General features: G+C 33.9%; 12 protein-coding genes. 10 read left to right on the forward strand and 2 right to left on the reverse strand.

The annotated features are described in order from the left end of the window. Positions 1–33 precede the first annotated feature (33 nt). The 4 genes from menD to mnmE all read left to right on the forward strand — a co-directional run bounded on the left by menD (position 34) and on the right by mnmE (position 4,616). Positions 34–1,794 (forward strand): 2-succinyl-5-enolpyruvyl-6-hydroxy-3-cyclohexene-1-carboxylate synthase, encoded by a 1,761-nt coding sequence (gene menD, locus R1X58_RS12975; RefSeq protein WP_240574516.1) that lies wholly within the window; start codon positions 34–36, stop codon positions 1,792–1,794. A gap of 141 nt (positions 1,795–1,935) precedes the next feature. Then, a complete protein-coding gene (locus R1X58_RS12980; protein WP_240574514.1) occupies positions 1,936–2,274 on the forward strand; it encodes a DUF2853 family protein in 339 nt (112 codons plus the stop codon). A gap of 108 nt (positions 2,275–2,382) precedes the next feature. Further along, positions 2,383–3,213 (forward strand): CvfB family protein, encoded by an 831-nt coding sequence (locus R1X58_RS12985; RefSeq protein ID WP_240574512.1) that lies wholly within the window; start codon positions 2,383–2,385, stop codon positions 3,211–3,213. 5 nt (positions 3,214–3,218) lie between these two features. Then, entirely contained in the window at positions 3,219–4,616 is a 1,398-nt protein-coding gene (gene mnmE / locus R1X58_RS12990) for a tRNA uridine-5-carboxymethylaminomethyl(34) synthesis GTPase MnmE (protein ID WP_240574510.1), read from the forward strand. Between the two features lie 98 nt (positions 4,617–4,714). Here mnmE and R1X58_RS12995 read toward each other — a convergent pair whose 3' ends face one another. Both R1X58_RS12995 and R1X58_RS13000 read right to left on the reverse strand, forming a co-directional pair. Next, complete coding sequence (locus R1X58_RS12995; RefSeq protein WP_240574508.1) at positions 4,715–5,311, reverse strand: NAD(P)H-dependent oxidoreductase; 597 nt, start codon at positions 5,309–5,311, stop codon at positions 4,715–4,717. Between the two features lie 71 nt (positions 5,312–5,382). Further along, positions 5,383–5,907, reverse strand: coding sequence for a Crp/Fnr family transcriptional regulator (locus tag R1X58_RS13000; protein WP_240574506.1), 525 nt, complete (start codon positions 5,905–5,907; stop codon positions 5,383–5,385). A gap of 243 nt (positions 5,908–6,150) precedes the next feature. Between R1X58_RS13000 and R1X58_RS13005 the strand changes: the two genes are divergently transcribed. The 6 genes from R1X58_RS13005 (at position 6,151) to R1X58_RS13030 (ending at position 16,628) form a co-directional block, all read left to right on the forward strand. Then, entirely contained in the window at positions 6,151–6,675 is a 525-nt protein-coding gene (locus tag R1X58_RS13005; protein WP_240574497.1) for a sigma-70 family RNA polymerase sigma factor, read from the forward strand. A gap of 184 nt (positions 6,676–6,859) precedes the next feature. Further along, complete coding sequence (locus R1X58_RS13010) at positions 6,860–8,017, forward strand: FecR family protein (RefSeq protein ID WP_240574495.1); 1,158 nt, start codon at positions 6,860–6,862, stop codon at positions 8,015–8,017. A gap of 237 nt (positions 8,018–8,254) precedes the next feature. Next, complete coding sequence (locus R1X58_RS13015; protein WP_240574493.1) at positions 8,255–11,536, forward strand: SusC/RagA family TonB-linked outer membrane protein; 3,282 nt, start codon at positions 8,255–8,257, stop codon at positions 11,534–11,536. Between the two features lie 23 nt (positions 11,537–11,559). Continuing rightward, positions 11,560–13,110, forward strand: coding sequence for a RagB/SusD family nutrient uptake outer membrane protein (locus tag R1X58_RS13020; RefSeq protein ID WP_240574491.1), 1,551 nt, complete (start codon positions 11,560–11,562; stop codon positions 13,108–13,110). Positions 13,111–13,351: 241 nt separating this feature from the next. Beyond that, complete coding sequence (locus R1X58_RS13025) at positions 13,352–15,052, forward strand: carboxylesterase/lipase family protein (RefSeq protein ID WP_240574489.1); 1,701 nt, start codon at positions 13,352–13,354, stop codon at positions 15,050–15,052. 55 nt (positions 15,053–15,107) lie between these two features. After that, positions 15,108–16,628 carry a carboxylesterase/lipase family protein gene (locus R1X58_RS13030; RefSeq protein ID WP_317292985.1) on the forward strand — a complete coding sequence of 507 codons (1,521 nt, stop codon included), beginning with the start codon at positions 15,108–15,110 and terminating at the stop codon, positions 16,626–16,628. Positions 16,629–16,648: the final 20 nt, after the last annotated feature.

Here is a 16,648-nt window from a genome sequence, read left to right on the forward strand (position 1 = left end):
CTATTATTACTTTTACATACTCATTAAAAAGCTATGATGTACCCAAATATCCCTCTTGCTCAAACTGTTATAGAGCTTTGTAAGGCTAAAGGCATTCAACATATTATAATATCTCCGGGAAGTAGAAATGCTCCATTAACACTTGGTTTTTCCAACGATCCGTATTTTAAGTGTTATAGTATTGTCGATGAGCGATGTGCTGCTTTTTTTGCTTTAGGTATTGCGCAACAAATACAGGAGCCAACAGCTGTGGTATGTACATCGGGTAGTGCTTTGTTGAATTATTATCCGGCGGTAGCTGAAGCGTTTTACAGCGATATTCCGTTAGTAGTTTTGTCGGCAGATCGACCAAAGCATTTAATTGGTATTGGTGATGGACAAACGATAAATCAGAAAAACGTTTTTGATAATCATATTCTGTATTCAGCGAATCTGAAATTAGATTTAAAGGATGAGAATAACCTTCCTGGGAATGAAGATTTACCAATATTTAAGAACATTGAAGACCGATTAGAGCGTTTTTTAGGACTTCAGAAAGATATTCAGTCGTATAACGAGGAAGAAATTCAAACGGCAATAAATCATTCCATTATAAAACAAGGTCCGGTTCATATTAATATTCCTTTTGATGAACCGTTGTATCAAACGGTTGATAAATTAAGTGTATCGCCTAAGGTAACAGAGTTTTCAGTGAAGCAAAAAACGATTGAAACGTATACGCTGCAGGAATGTCTGGAAGATTGGAATGCTGCTACCAAAAAGATGGTTTTGGTTGGAGTAAATCAACCTAATGAGATAGAACGAAAATGGCTTGATGAATTGGCTGAAGACGATAGTGTTATTGTATTTACAGAGACAACATCGAATTTATATCACGACAGCTTTTTCCCGAGTATCGATCAAATGATTGCGCCTCTAACAGAGGAAGAAGAAAAGGAGCTACAGCCTGATATTCTTGTAACTTTTGGAGGACTGATTGTTTCTAAAAAAATTAAAGCATTTTTACGTAAATATCAGCCTAGGGAACACTGGCATATTGGTAAGAAGGATGCCAACGATACATTTTTTTGTTTAAGTAATCACTTGGAGGTTACACCAAATCAGTTTTTCGAAACGTTTTTACCAAAACTTACGCATTATGTAAAGAGCCATTATCATTCTGACTGGAAGAAGGTAAGAACTCAACGAATGGAAAAACATAATCAGTATTTAAATCAAATTCCGTTTAGTGATTTTAAGGTTTTTAATTATTTGTTCAATGCTGTTCCTAATTACACAATATTACAAATAGCCAATAGTTCACCAATTCGTTATGCTCAACTTTTTACAATAAATAAAACTCTGGAGGTGTATTGTAATCGAGGAACCAGTGGAATCGATGGTAGTACGTCTACAGCGATAGGCTGTGCAGTTGCCAATGAAAAGCAAACCACATTTATTACTGGTGATTTAAGTTTTTTATACGATAGTAATGCACTTTGGAATAACTATATACCGGCTAATTTCAGAATTATAGTAGTGAACAATACAGGTGGCGGTATTTTTAGAATTCTTCCTGGGCATAAGGATACTGAAAATTTCGATACTTACTTTGAAACCAATCATAATTTAACAGCAAAGCATTTAAGTGAGATGTATGGTTTCGAGTATATAACAGCTAACGAGGAAACCTCTTTGGAGTATGCTTTAGAAGGTTTTTACGAAAACGGTGAAAGACCAAAATTACTTGAGGTTTTTACGCCTAAACAAGTTAACGACAAAGTCCTTTTAAATTATTTTGAGTTTTTAAAGTAACGGTATTTTATAGATTTGCTCGCGTTTTGTTAATTGACGTATGTAAAATCTGTGTTATATGTGACTATTTCCCTTTTACAGTGTCATAAAATTAAGTATATTTAAAACAACTAATTTTATTAATTTATAAAAGACATTATTATGAGTAAAAGAGATGAGCTTATTGCGAAATATGCTGCCGATTTAAAAGAGAAATGTGGTATTGATGCCGATATGGGTTTATTAACAAAAGTTACAATAGGTTGTGGACCTGCAATTTATAACGCTGATGCAGCAACAGTTTCAGGATCAGATGAAGCAGAGGTAGCTACTGTAAAAAACAATTTTTTAATTAAAAAATTAGGTTTAGCAGACGGGCCAGATTTAGACGCAGGTATTGATGCTGTTATGGAGCAATATGGTAAATCTAATCGTAATAAATACAGAGCGGTGGTTTATTACTTATTAACGAAGCACTTCGGTAAAGAATCTGTTTATTAGAATACACTTAATTATGCATAGAAAAGCGTTGTAATTATATATTGCAGCGCTTTTTTTATGTCTTATATTTATTGGAAAAACTCGTGTTAATATTATTACCTTTGCAGCATGATAAATATAGGGCAAGTTAATACATTAGAAATTCTACGTGAAACCGATCATGGTATTTACTTAGTAGATGAAGAAAATAACGAGGTTTTACTACCAAACAGGTATGTTCCAGAAACTTTTAAAATTTGGGATAAGCTAGATGTTTTTGTGTATTTAGACAATGAAGAACGTCCGGTAGCCACTACCGATATGCCTTATATTAAATTAGGCGAATTCGCTTTATTGCGATGCAGTCAGGTAAACGATTTCGGAGCTTTTTTAGATTGGGGTCTGGTAAAGGAATTATTCTGTCCGTTTAAAGAACAAGCCTTTAAAATGAAGCCTAAAGGATGGTATCTGGTGCATTGTTATATGGACGAGAAAACTGAAAGGTTAGTCGCTTCGAGTAAAACCAACCGTTTTTTGAGCAATAAGGAACTTACCGTTAAGCAGTTTGATGAAGTCGATTTAATTGTTTCACATCCTTCAGAAATTGGCATGAACGTTATTGTCAATAAAAAACATACTGGTTTAGTTTATAACGATCAAATTTTTACAGAATTAAGCGTAGGCGATAAGTTAAAAGGTGTCGTTAAGAAGATTCGTCCCGGTAATAAATTAGATATATCATTGGGGCAAATTGGCTATAGAAATATCGAGCCAAATGCCGAGCGTATTTTAAAGGAGTTAGAAGATAATGGCGGTTATTTAGACTTAACCGATAAATCGAACCCTGAAGATATTAAGGATCTGCTTCAAATGAGTAAAAAGAACTTTAAAAAAGCAGTAGGTTCATTATACAAAGACAAGAAAATTGAGATTAAACCAGACGGCATTTATTTAGTTTAAACCTTATGATTAATCAAGATACCATAGTTGCCTTGGCAACACCTTCGGGAGCAGGTGCCATTGCTGTTATCCGTTTATCAGGTAAAGATGCTATTACTATTGCCGATAGTTGTTTTAGGTCGGTTGTAAATAATAAATCGCTTACCAAACAGAAAACCCATACCATACATTTAGGACATATTGTCGATGGACCAAAAACGATTGATGAGGTGTTGGTTTCGGTTTTTAAAAACCCGAACTCCTATACCGGTGAAGATGTGGTTGAGGTGTCTTGTCATGGTTCTAATTATATTCAACAGGAAATTATTCAGTTGTTTCTTAGAAAAGGCTGTAGAACCGCAACGCCTGGAGAATTTACATTGCGAGCATTTTTAAATGGAAAACTAGATTTAAGTCAGGCGGAAGCTGTAGCCGATTTAATTGCCAGTGATAATGAGGCGTCTCATCAAATCGCCATGCAACAAATGCGTGGTGGATTTTCATCTGAAATCGCGAAACTTCGTGAAGAGTTATTGAATTTTGCTTCCTTAATAGAATTAGAATTAGATTTCGCTGAAGAAGACGTCGAGTTTGCAGACAGATCACAGTTTAAAGATTTAGTAGACCGCATTAGTGTTGTATTAAAGCGTTTAATCGATTCGTTTGCTGTAGGTAACGTTATTAAAAACGGAATTCCTGTTGCTATTGTAGGTGAACCAAACGTTGGTAAATCTACCTTGTTAAATGCCCTTTTAAATGAGGAACGTGCTATTGTTTCAGATATTGCAGGAACCACTCGCGATACCATTGAAGACGAAATTTCAATAGGAGGAATTGGTTTCAGGTTTATAGATACTGCAGGTATTCGAGAAACTCAGGATGTGGTTGAAAGCATCGGTATTAAAAAGACGTTTGAAAAAATCGAGCAAGCTCAGGTTGTGGTTTTCTTAGCAGATAGCACCAATCTTAAAGAAGACGGTTTCATTAGATCGTTTAAGATTGAAATTGAAAAAATTAAGAACAAATATCCGCAAAAGCCAATTGTTATTATAGCTAATAAAATCGATAAGCTTTCAGAAACCGAGATAGAAAACATTAAAATTCAGATTTCAGATTTACATTTATTATCGGCAAAAACTGGATTTGGTGTCGAAGAATTAAAGGATAAATTGCTAAGTTTTGTAAATACCGGAGCTTTAAGAAATAACGATACCATTGTAACAAATACAAGACACTACGATTCGTTGTTAAAAGCTTTAGAAGAGATTGAAAAAGTGCGCTACGGTTTAGATTCTGGTTTGTCTGGAGATTTATTGGCTATCGATATTCGTCAGGCTTTGTATTACTTCGGTGAAATTACTGGTCAGGTTACGAACGATGAGTTACTGGGTAATATTTTTGCTAATTTCTGTATCGGAAAATAATCACACAAAACATCACAAACAAAAACAAAGAAAACCCTTATTTTATAAGGGTTTTCTTTGTTTGTACTTTTAAAAAAAAATACCGTTAAATGTTTAGATCATTGATTCATTTTCATAAATCGATGCTCTAGTTTAGTTAACCATTGCTCTCTTTTCTCTGGGGAGACTTGTTTTACGTTATTGAAACTAATCCATTTTCGGTTTTTATATCCCAGCTTCCAGAATGTTCCTAATAGCATTGCTTTCTTAATAGCGTTACCAAAAATAGCCCAATAGAGGAATTTAGGCGTGTTCATGGTTGTTAAGATGGTTATGCCTTTAAGGTTGTTCCAAAGCGGTTTCATCCGCGTATTTTGAGTATTGGAATAGTCGTATGCGACTCCTGGAAAGATGACTTTATCGATAAACCCTTTGGTCATGGCAGGCATGAGTTCCCACCAGATGGGGAAAATAAATATAAGGTGATCGGCCTGTTTAATTCTATTGTTGTACTCTATAACTTTAGGATCTACAGGTTTTTTATCCCTAAAGGCCTTGAGGTCATTAGATGTCATTACAGGGTTGAAATTTTCTTTGTCAAGATGTATTAAATCAATGTCATGGCCATTTTTAATAAGACCTCTAGATACAGATTCTAAAATGGCATTGCAAAAGCTACCTTCGTATGGGTGGTTGAATATTATTACTACTTTCATTTGTACTGTTTTTAATATTGTACAAATGTCCTATCAATTCATTTTTTTGACGATAACAATTGTTAAGAAATCTATCTTCGGTTTCTAATCCTGCTTAAGGAAACAGACGTTATGCCTAAATAGGATGCTATGTAGTGCTGTGGAACCCTTAAAATAATTTCAGGATGAGTTTCAAGTAGGTTTAGATATCTTTTCTCCGGATTATCTTTTATTCTGGAAAGAAATAGTTTTTGGTAAGTGATTAGTCTATCGAAGGTGAGATCTTCAAATTGTTTTTTTACGTCTGGAGATTCTTCTAAGATTCTATCGAATTCGGTTTTGGACATCCAATAGATAACAGAGGATTCTATACTTTCGATAGTAAATAAACTTGGTTGGTTTGATTTAAAACTTTCAATAGATGCCACGATTTGACCTTCTGTGAAAAACTGAAATGTGATATCCTTTCCATTATTGTTAAACCAAGATCTTAAACAGCCTTTCTCAATAAAAAACACTTTTCTTGAAATTTCACCTTCATTAAGTAAGATTGTTTTAGCTGAGATTTCTTCTTTTGTGAGCAGGTGTTTGAATTTATTCCATTGCAATGTATTCATAGGTGTTGTTTAGCGTATAGGTGACGAAAATTCAATTCAAATGCGCTTTAAAAAGAAATAGTTAACATTAAAGCAAGTTAAATATTTTCTACGAATGTATTTAAAAACCCCTGTAGTAAATTACTTAAAGGTTTAAAATTGCAGCAACCAATTCATATTAATAATTAGTCAATTCATAAAAATTTGTATTAATTTGTGCTAAAGAGCTAAACAGTTAAATCCCTCAAGACAGATTAATAGTTAATGTTAACTAAAGACAAATTAAAAGAAGTTTTTGACCTCTACTATGAGGCCTTAGTCATGTATGCCAATAGATTTTTGGAATCTAAAGCAGAGTGTGAAGACTTGGTACAAGATGTTTTAGTTACTATGTGGGAGAGCAATAATTCATTCTCTGATGATATTTCCATTAAGGTTTATTTATATAAAGCAGTTAGAAATAAATGTTACAATGTAATTAAACATCAAAAAGTAAAAATCAAATATCAGGAGAGTACTATTAAATCTTTGGACGATGATAATCTGTTTTTAAATCAGATTTTAGAAGAGGAGGTAGTACGTCAGTTATATATTGCTATAGAAAAATTACCCGTTAGAAAGAAAGAGATTATTAAACTGAGCTTAAAAGGGTTAAGAAATATAGAAATTTCAGAAAGATTGGGGATTAAACTTCAAACTGTTAAAACACTAAAATCACAATCTTATAACATTTTAAGAGAAGAGTTTAAAGATTTAAGCGCAATTATTTATTTTTTGCTAATCAATTAATTTTTTTCTTGCTAATATCATAATCTCTTTGTTTATAAAGGCTTGTAGGTGTTTTTTGCTGTTAAAACGGTAAGTTTAATAGACCTATTCACAATATTTTAATTAAAAAATTAAAAAAAAATCAAAATTCGATAGTACTTTTTAGTAATTGAGTTGTTCCTTAATAAAACAGTGATAAAAAGTAATGATCGAAATCTTCAATATATCGAGATTAATTATAAAAAAGAAGTTGGGTCTTTTGTCAGATTCAGATGAAAATCAACTTGGACAATTTTATAAAGAAAACACGCATGTCGATGAGATTAAAATAGAGGATTTAATAGATCGTCTAGAAGACTATTCTCAGATAGATAAAGAAAAAGCATGGGGAGCAATTGAATCTAAATCCAATAAGAGTATCCCGGTTTATAAATTACCTATAAGAGCCATCTATAAATTTGCAGCTGCTGCTGCAATTATAGGTATTTGTGCCCTGGTTTATTTTAAAGTTAACAATACTTACAATGAGATTATAGAAGTACCTCAAGTAGTAACTACTCCAATATTGCCAGGAACAGATAAAGCGACTTTAACATTAGAGGATGGTTCTGTTATAGAACTTGATAAAAAGAATCCATTTCAAACGAACAATGCTCAGAGCAATGGAGAAAAGATTGTTTATCAAAAGCAAAACGGGAAATCTGCCAAAATTTTATATAACTATTTAACGATACCTAGGGGAGGTCAATTTTATATAGTTCTTTCCGATGGCACTGAAGTTTGGTTAAATTCAGAATCACAGTTAAAGTATCCTGTTGCTTTCAAACAAGGAACAACCAGAGAAGTAGAGCTCGTTTATGGAGAAGCCTATTTTGATGTCTCTCCAAGTACAGAGCATGGAGGAGCTAAGTTTAAAGTTTTAAATAAATCTCAGGAAATAGAAGTGATTGGTACAGAGTTTAATGTAAAAGCTTATTCTGATGAGGAAGCGGTATTTACAACGCTTGTAGAAGGGAAGGTATTGGTTGATAATGGAATATCTTCCAAAAATCTTTTGCCAAATCAGCAATCAATCCTAGACAAAAAACAAAAATCTTTTAAGGTAGAAAAAGTAGATGTTAACCAGATTATTTCCTGGAAACAGGGAATCTTTAGTTTCAGAAATGAAAGTTTAAAAGATATGATGAAAGTTGTGTCCAGATGGTATGACGTTAATGTTGTTTTTGAAAATAAGGAGCTTGAAGAAATTAAATTCAAAGGGATTTTAGATAAAGATCAAAGTTTAGAGGAGATTCTGTCTATCATAAATTCCACCTCAATAAATGGGTATTCTATAGAGGGAAAAACGGTTACACTTAAATAAAGAGAAACTAAATTTTATAAAATATAATCAACTAAATCAAGATTTGCCTATGATATAAACTTAAGGAATAAAAAGAAGAGGATAAAGTTGTCTAACCAGCAAGTTTTTATGCTTTATCCCCTTTAAGCATTACCAATTAATTAATTTTTATTAACTAACTAAATAATCGACTAATTTATGAAAATTAAATTTACTAATTGTTGCTTTCTAAGCAGAAAGCAGCTATTGCTAATTATTATGAGGACATTCATTTTCTTTTTCTGCACAGCAGTTTTTGCTATTATCCCTAATCATGTTGTATCTCAAAATTCTAAGATTGAGATCAAAGAAGATAAAGTATTAACTGTAGATGAAGTCTTCGACTTAATAATGAGTCAAACCGAATACAAATTCATTTATGAAGAAGGTATGTTCGATAACTTTCCTAAGGTGGAAGTTAAAAAGGGCGTAATAAAAACCCGTGATTTATTAACTAAAAGTTTACCTCAAACAAATTGTGAGTTTATAGTAACAGACGGAAAGGGTATTATTGTTAAACCTAAGCCGAAAGTGAGCACCTTGATGCAGCAGAAATTTCCCGTATCAGGAACAATAACAGATGCAAATGGACAACCATTACCAGGAGCTAATGTTTTAGAAAAGGGAACTACAAATGGAGCTCAGTCAGACTTTGATGGGAATTTTAGTTTAGAAGTTTCTGATCTAAATACAACAATAGTTGTTTCGTACGTTGGATTTAAATCTCAGGAGTATAAATTAAATGGAGAATCACAAATTAAGGTGGTTTTACAAGAAGATGCAGCTGCCTTAGATGAAGTTGTAGTAGTAGGATATGGAGCTCAAAGAAAAAGTGATTTAATTAGTTCTGTATCTAAAGTGGAAACAGCTGATCTTGTTAAAGTACCTAGTTCGGATGTTGGGGAGATGTTAAGAGGTAAAGCGCCAGGGGTATTAATTAGTACGTCTGATGCCAGCCCAGGTAGTAGCACAACAATCCAAATTAGAGGAAAAAGATCAATTAACGGAGGTAATGATCCATTAGTTATCGTTGATGGTGTTCAGGTAACTAGTTTGAATGATGTTAACCCTAATGATATTTCTTCTATGGAAGTTCTTAAAGATGCTGCCGCCCAAGCTATATATGGAGCACGTGCATCTAATGGTGTTATTTTAATAACCACTGAAAGAGGTAAAGAAGGTAAAGTTCAGGTGAATTTTAATGGATACACAGGTGTACAATCATTACAAAAACATTTTGATACTTATAATGGTGATGAATTCATCGCTTATAAAAGAGAAGCATTTAGAGCATCTAATGGTGGAGTGTTTTTACCAGATGATCAGGTGTTTTCTGCTTCTGAATTAGAAACTATAGCATCAGGTGATTACATTAACTGGGAGGATAAGATTATTAATAATTCAGCAGTAATTACAAATGGAGATGTTAGTGTTTCTGCAGGTTCAGAAAAAACTAAGGTATATTCTAGTTTCAGTTATTTAAAGCAGGAAGGTCTAATTAAAGGTTCCGAATTCAACAGAGGACAAATCCGATTAAATTTAGATCAAAAAATTAACGAATGGTTTACAGTTGGTTTAAATACTTCATATCAAATATCTGAAAAGGATAATCCAGGTGTAGCATATACAGATGATGCTGCTTCTATGTTGTTGAGATCAATTACTACATCTCCACTAGGGCAGGTTTATAATGATGACGGAAGCTTGAAAATTCATCCAAGTGAAGTTCAAGATAGTTTTAACCCATTGTTAGATTTAAATGAGATAACAAATAATATTGAAGACAAACGTGATATCGTTAATGTATTTTTAGATGTTAAACCATTTAAAGGTTTAAACTATAGATTTAACGCCAGCAGAAATACAATAAATAGAAAATCTATTATTTATAACTCTTCTAAATCTTTGTTAGGTATACAGGCCGGAGGATTTGGATTAGGTTCTATTACTTACGATGAGAATAAATCATGGCAGTTAGAGAATATCTTTAATTATGATTTTGATTTCAAAAATGATAACCATAATCTAAATCTAACTTTTGTACAAAGTGTTTTAAATACTCAAACTACATCTTTAACAAATCAGGCGAGTAATTTTCCGAATGATAACCTAGGGATTTATGGAATTGCTTCTGCAGGAACAAATCAAACAACTATTAGTGGTTTAGAAAGAAATTTAGTTTCATTTGTTGCCAGAGGACAATATAATTTTGGCGGAAAATATTACTTAACAGCATCAATGCGTGCTGATGGATCCAGTGTATTTGGTGATAACAACAAATGGGGTTATTTCCCAGCAGTTGGAGCTGGTTGGAATGTACATAAAGAAGAGTTTTTAACCGATAGCGCTGTAAATAATTTAAAGCTAAGAGCAAGTTACGGTAGTGTAGGTAACGAAGGGATTCAGCCTTACCAAAGTTTAAATACTTTAATACCTCGAGATTATATAATTAACGGAGCAAAAACCGCTGGTTTATTACCAGGGCCAAGCCTTCCTAATCCGGATCTTAAATGGGAAACATCAACAACTTTAAACTTAGCTATTGACTATGGTTTTTTAGAGAATAGATTAAGTGGTACAGTTGAGTTTTATAATACAAGAACTAAAGATTTACTTGTAGATAGAGCATTAGAGGCGGTTTCTGGTTATTCTATCAGTAAAACAAATGTTGGGGAAATAGAGAATCAAGGTATTGAAGCTTCATTTAACGCCGATATCATTAGAAAAAAGGACTTTACTTTAAGTGCAGGAATTGTGGTTAATAGTAACCGTAATAAAATAATTAGCCTGTATGGAGAAGATAGAGATGGAGACGGAAGAGAAGATGATGATGTAGCTAATCAATGGTTTATTGGTCAACCAATAGATGTTTATTACGATTACTTATACCAAGGTGTTTTTAGTTCACAAGAACAAATAGATAATTCCAACACGCCTAATGCAGAGTTAGGTGATATTCAGGTTTGGGATAGAGATCCGAATGATGGTGAGTTAAACGGAGATGACCGTGTAATAACTAGTCAGGCACCTGATTGGTATGGAACGTTTACTCTAAACATGGAATATAAAAATTTCGATTTTTCTAGCAGTTTATATACAGTTCAAGGAGTTACCAAATTCAACCCTTTCCTGGTAGATTATCAAACAGGAGGTAATCCAAGAGGGATTTTATCTGGAGTAAAGGTTAATTACTGGACTCCTGAAAACCCAACAGGAGATCGTCCTAGACCATTGGAAGCTCGAGGAAGAAGATTTATGGATTCAGGTAACGTTACAGCAGGTTTAGAAGATGCTTCATTTTTCAGATTACAAAATGTGACTTTAGGGTATTCCTTATCTGACAGTATTCTTGAAAATCTGAAACTAAGTAAGCTTAGGTTTTATGTTACAGGTCAAAACCTGATAACTGTTACAGATTTTCAGTCTTTTAGCCCTGAAAACGATGCGTATTCATATCCGGAGGCTATTTCGGTAACTGCAGGTATTCAAGTTGGATTTTAATGAACTTTAAAATGTTAAGAAAGATGAAAACAATTAAAAATTTATATAAAATAAAAAGTGTTTATATTCTATTATTGTCAATTTTACTAATCGTGTCTTGTGATGATTTATTAGAAGAAACACCGATTGATGTTATAGACTCAGAATTTTTATCAACTGAGGCAGGATTAGAGTCTGGTATTACAGGCCTTTATAATCTTATGCGTGAGTTATATTACCCGGCAGGGACTGATGCGCCAATTCAGGCTAGTGGGTTTTTCCGAATAGCAACTGATTTAGGTATAGCTAGGATAGCATCAAGTTGGGCGTACGATCCTAGTCAATATAGTCCTACTAGTATAGGTCCTACAGGAAAATGGAATCAATTGTATCAAATTATTGAAAGATGTAATGTTATAATTGCAAAGGCTGAGGGTATTGACATGGATCAGAATAAGAAAGATAAACTGGTAGCTCAGGCACGTGCTATGAGAGCAGAGGTTTATATGGAGGCTTATACGATTTATAATAATATAGTGCTTAAAACAGAACCAAATACAGCTGTAGAATATGTGCCTGCAGATCCTGCTGATATTTGGGCTTTAGTTAATAGTGATTTAGATTTCGCTATTTCTAAACTTGATTGGACAGCAGAGTTAGGACGTTATGGTCAAGGTGTTGTTAGACACATTAGAGGAAACGCTGCTATGTGGCAGGAAGATTGGCAGGAAGCTGCAGATCAGTATGATGCTATTGTAGAAAATGCTACTCATTATTTAGTAGGATTAGATGAAGTATTTTCTGGAGACAGAATTCATGCCGAGTCTTTATATACATATATGTTTGATCAGGAACTTGCTAGTGGTAATGCTTCAGCAGGTGGAGGTGCAACAGCATTTGCAAGTATGTTTGTTAATAGACTTTATGAAGCTGGAAGTGGCGAAATAATTCAGGCCGTTGAATATGGAGGTCAGTCGTTTGGTTGGGCATTCCCTAACGATTACCTTGAGTCATTATATGACCAGGATAACGACAATAGATTTACAACATATTATTATGACCCTAGCACATATGTAGTAAATAACCCTGATCATCCAAATTATGGACAGCCTTTTGTATCTACAGAAGATAACTATAGAAGATTCCATTTTAGTTTAAGAAAGTTCCATGACGAAAATAAACCAGCAACTTCAACAGATAGTTATCAAAACTATATTCATTACAGATTTGCTGAAACATTACTATTTGGAGCAGAAGCACATTGGAGATTAGGTGGAAGTACAGATGCTAAAGCTTTGGAATATATTAATAAGGTTAGAAGAAGAGCTTTCAATAACGATTCTTCTTTTGACTATACTTCTATCACTTTAGATACTTATTTAGAAGAGCATGCACGTGAGATGGCATTAGAACATTCTCGTTGGTTTGTACTTAAAAGACTGGGGCTATTAGTAGAAAGGGTAAATCTACATTTTATGGTGGGTTCAAACTCTACAAATGTATCAAATAGAATTATGCAACCTCATATGGTCAATTATCCTATACCTCAATCTGAGATTGATTTAATGGGAGGTTTTCCTCAACCAGGGTATTAGTTTAGTTTTTTGTTTATTATTTGAAAGTTAATTGACTTTCAGGAAGAACTTGTGTCAAATTAAGGTATTTAATCTTCAGTTTTACTATTTAAAGAGAAGACCTTTTTAATTTGTGTTAGTCTACAATTTGACACAAGTTTCTTTCATCTAATCTCATAGTTTGTTAAAAATTATTCCCTATTGGAATAGAATTTTAAAATTCTATAGGGCTCTATTTGTCCTAACTTAATCTTACTTAAATATGCAAAATAATAGAAGAGAGTTCTTAAAAGTAGTAGGAGCTAGTGCAACGTCACTAGGTGTTGGAGGATTATCTTTGGTTTCTTGTTCTTCTGAGAATAAAAAGCTGAAGGATGAAGATAAACAAGTTGTAGAGGTATCTGAGAAAGGAGCTATTGTTGAAACCAAATATGGGAAAATAAGAGGGTTTCGACGTAATAATATTTATACTTATAAAGGCATACCGTATGGAGATTCAACTGCGGGTAAAAATAGATTCATGGCTCCAATTGAACCTAAAAGTTGGGCGGGTATTCGTAATGCTTTAGCCTGGGGCAACGCTGCCCCACAAGGAGGTGGATTGGGAGATCCTATGGAGGCAGATTTTAGTCATTTTAATGATTGGTTTACATTTGATTGGGCAGAAAAAAGATATGGTGAAGATTGTTTGTCTCTAAATGTATGGACTCCTGAAATTAATGATAATACCAAAAGACCTGTGTTAGTTTGGTTTCATGGTGGAGGTTTTGCAGGAGGCTCATCAATTCAAATAGAAGCTTATATAGGAGAGAATCTTAGTGCTCTAGATGAAGTAGTGGTTGTAACGGTTAATCATAGATTAAACCTATTTGGGTTTCTTAATTTAAGAGAGATAGGTGGTGAAAAGTATAAAGACTCTGGTACTGCCGGTATGCTGGACTGTGTTCAGGCTTTAAAATGGGTAAATGAAAATATATCTAATTTTGGAGGAGACCCTTCTAATGTTACAATATTTGGCCAATCAGGAGGAGGGGCAAAGGTTAGTACTTTAATGGCAATGCCTGCTGCTAATGGTCTTTTTCATAAAGCAGTAACTATTAGTGGAGCAGCTTTAAAATTATCCAGTTATGATACGCAAGCTCAAATAGCTCAATCCTTTATTGATGCATTGGGTATTTCATCAAAACAAATTGATCAACTTCAGGAGATGTCGTGGGTTGATCTGTATAAAGTAACAAGAAATAATCCGGGTTTAAGGTCTGGAGTGTTTTCACCGTGTTTAGATAATTTAAATATACCCCAACATCCATTTGAACCACAGGCTCCTTTAATTTCAGCTCGAATTCCAATGATAATAGGAAGTACGACTGCCGAGTTCTCTCCAAGTCGTGATAATCCAGAACTAGAAGATATTTCATTTGAAGAATTAATAAATCGTATTGAAAATAACCAAGGAGGTAAGGGATATTTTGTTGGGAATTTGAATTTTGGTGAGAAAACCAGAGATGTAGTCATGGCTTACGCTAAGGCATTTCCCAATAAAAAACCAGTTGAAATATGGTCGTTGTTGGCAGGTAGAAATGGTCAAATCAAGCAGGCTAAAAGGCAATCAGCTAATGGAGGTGTGGTTTACAATTATTTATTTGATTGGGCGACCCCTTTATATGATGGTAGACCTAGAGCTTATCATAATAGCGATTTGCCATTTTGGTTTAATACTACAGACATTATGGATACGATTACAGGAGGAGGAAGTAGGCCACGTAAATTGGCTGAAAAAATGGGGTTGGCTTTGACCAATTTTGCAAGAACGGGAAATCCAAATCATTCAGGAATTCCACATTGGCCTGCATACGATGATGAAAAGGGAGCTGTTATGATTTTAAACGATATCTGTGAGGTTCGTAATGATCCAGATCGGGAAGCTAGGGATCTTGCTAATAAAATTTTAAACCGAAGCTAATATGAAACTTAATTTTTATAGACTTATATTTTTTATGGTTTTAGGATTTATTAATGTGAACTGTAATTCAGGTAAATCTAAGACTTCAGAACTCATTACAGAAACTGCATATGGGAAAGTTAAGGGCTATCAGTTTAATGGTGTTAAAATATTCCGTGGTATCCCTTATGGTGCAGATACTGGTGGAGAGAACAGATTTTTGCCACCCCAAAGGCCTGAAAAATGGAGTGGAGTAAGAGAATGTACAACTAATGGTGATCGATGTTACCAAACAGGCAGAAGTATTTTTGAAACGAATCAATTAGGACCTTGGTTTTCTGGAGGTAGAGAAGATAGGTTTGAATTGTCAAAACAGGGAATGAGCGAAGATTGCTTAAACCTAAATGTTCTTAGTTCTGATTTAAAAGGAAAACTTCCAGTTATGGTTTATTTTCATGGTGGAGGTTTTAAAGATGGAGGCGGTTTGCTTAGTGTTTTTTCCGATAAGTTCGTTAAGGAGCAGAATGTTGTTTTAGTTGGTGTTAATCACCGTTTGAGTGTTTTTGGTTATGCTTATCTAGGAGGGATTGATGATAAATATAAAATAGGAAATCCAGGGCAATTGGATCTTATTGCATCGTTAGAATGGGTGCGTGACAATATTCAAAACTTTGGTGGAGATCCTAATAATGTTATGATTTTTGGAGAATCAGGTGGAGCTGCAAAAGTAAGTTGTCTTTTGGCTATGCCTGGGGCAAAGGGATTATTTCATAAGGCAGCCATAATGAGTGGTGCTGGAATAAAAATGAGCGAGAAAGAGGAGGCTGATACAAAAATCAGAGACTTTATGTCTGAAATTCAAGTTGGTTCTGTAGAGGAATTACTATCTGTTCCGGCTGATATACTCATGCAAAAAGCTTTTGGTTTTGGTCCTGTTGTAGATGGTTATTCCTTAAAAAGACATCCTTTTTATCCTGATGCTCCTGACGAATCAATTGGTATTCCCTTATTAATAGGAACATGCAAGGATGAAACCACGTTATTCAGACAACAAGATTCAACACTTTTTACTTTGGATTTAAAGGGTTTAAAAAACAATCTAATTAAAGATGGAATTTCTGAAGATAATGTGGATGGGCTACTGAAACTCTATCAACGAGATTATCCGGAAGATTCTTTGAGTGATTTATATTTTAGAATATCATCAGATCGCAGCTTTAGGAGGTCTGCCAATAAATTAGCGGAATTGCAATTAGCTAATAAAAAATCAAAGGTATGGATGTATTTAAGCCAGTATAATACTCCAATTGAAAATGGGAAACTCAGAGCTTTTCATACTTATGATCTTCCTTTAGTGATGCGATTAACGCTTTATCCGGAATCGGAGCAATTGTCAAGACAGATGGCTAATGCTTGGGCTGAATTTGCAAGAAAGAGTGATCCAAGTACAACAGCGTTAGAATGGCCTTCGTATTCATTGGATACACGAAGCACAATGATTTTTGATGTAGATGAAAGTGTAGTAGAGGATAACCCGAACAAGGAGGAACGCGAATTGATAGAAATAATGCTTAAAAAAGATAAACCAAGTGATTAAGTTGTAATTTAAGATGTTTG

Origin of the sequence: Aestuariibaculum lutulentum (assembly GCF_032926325.1) — a bacterium.
Taxonomy (GTDB): domain Bacteria; phylum Bacteroidota; class Bacteroidia; order Flavobacteriales; family Flavobacteriaceae; genus Aestuariibaculum; species Aestuariibaculum lutulentum.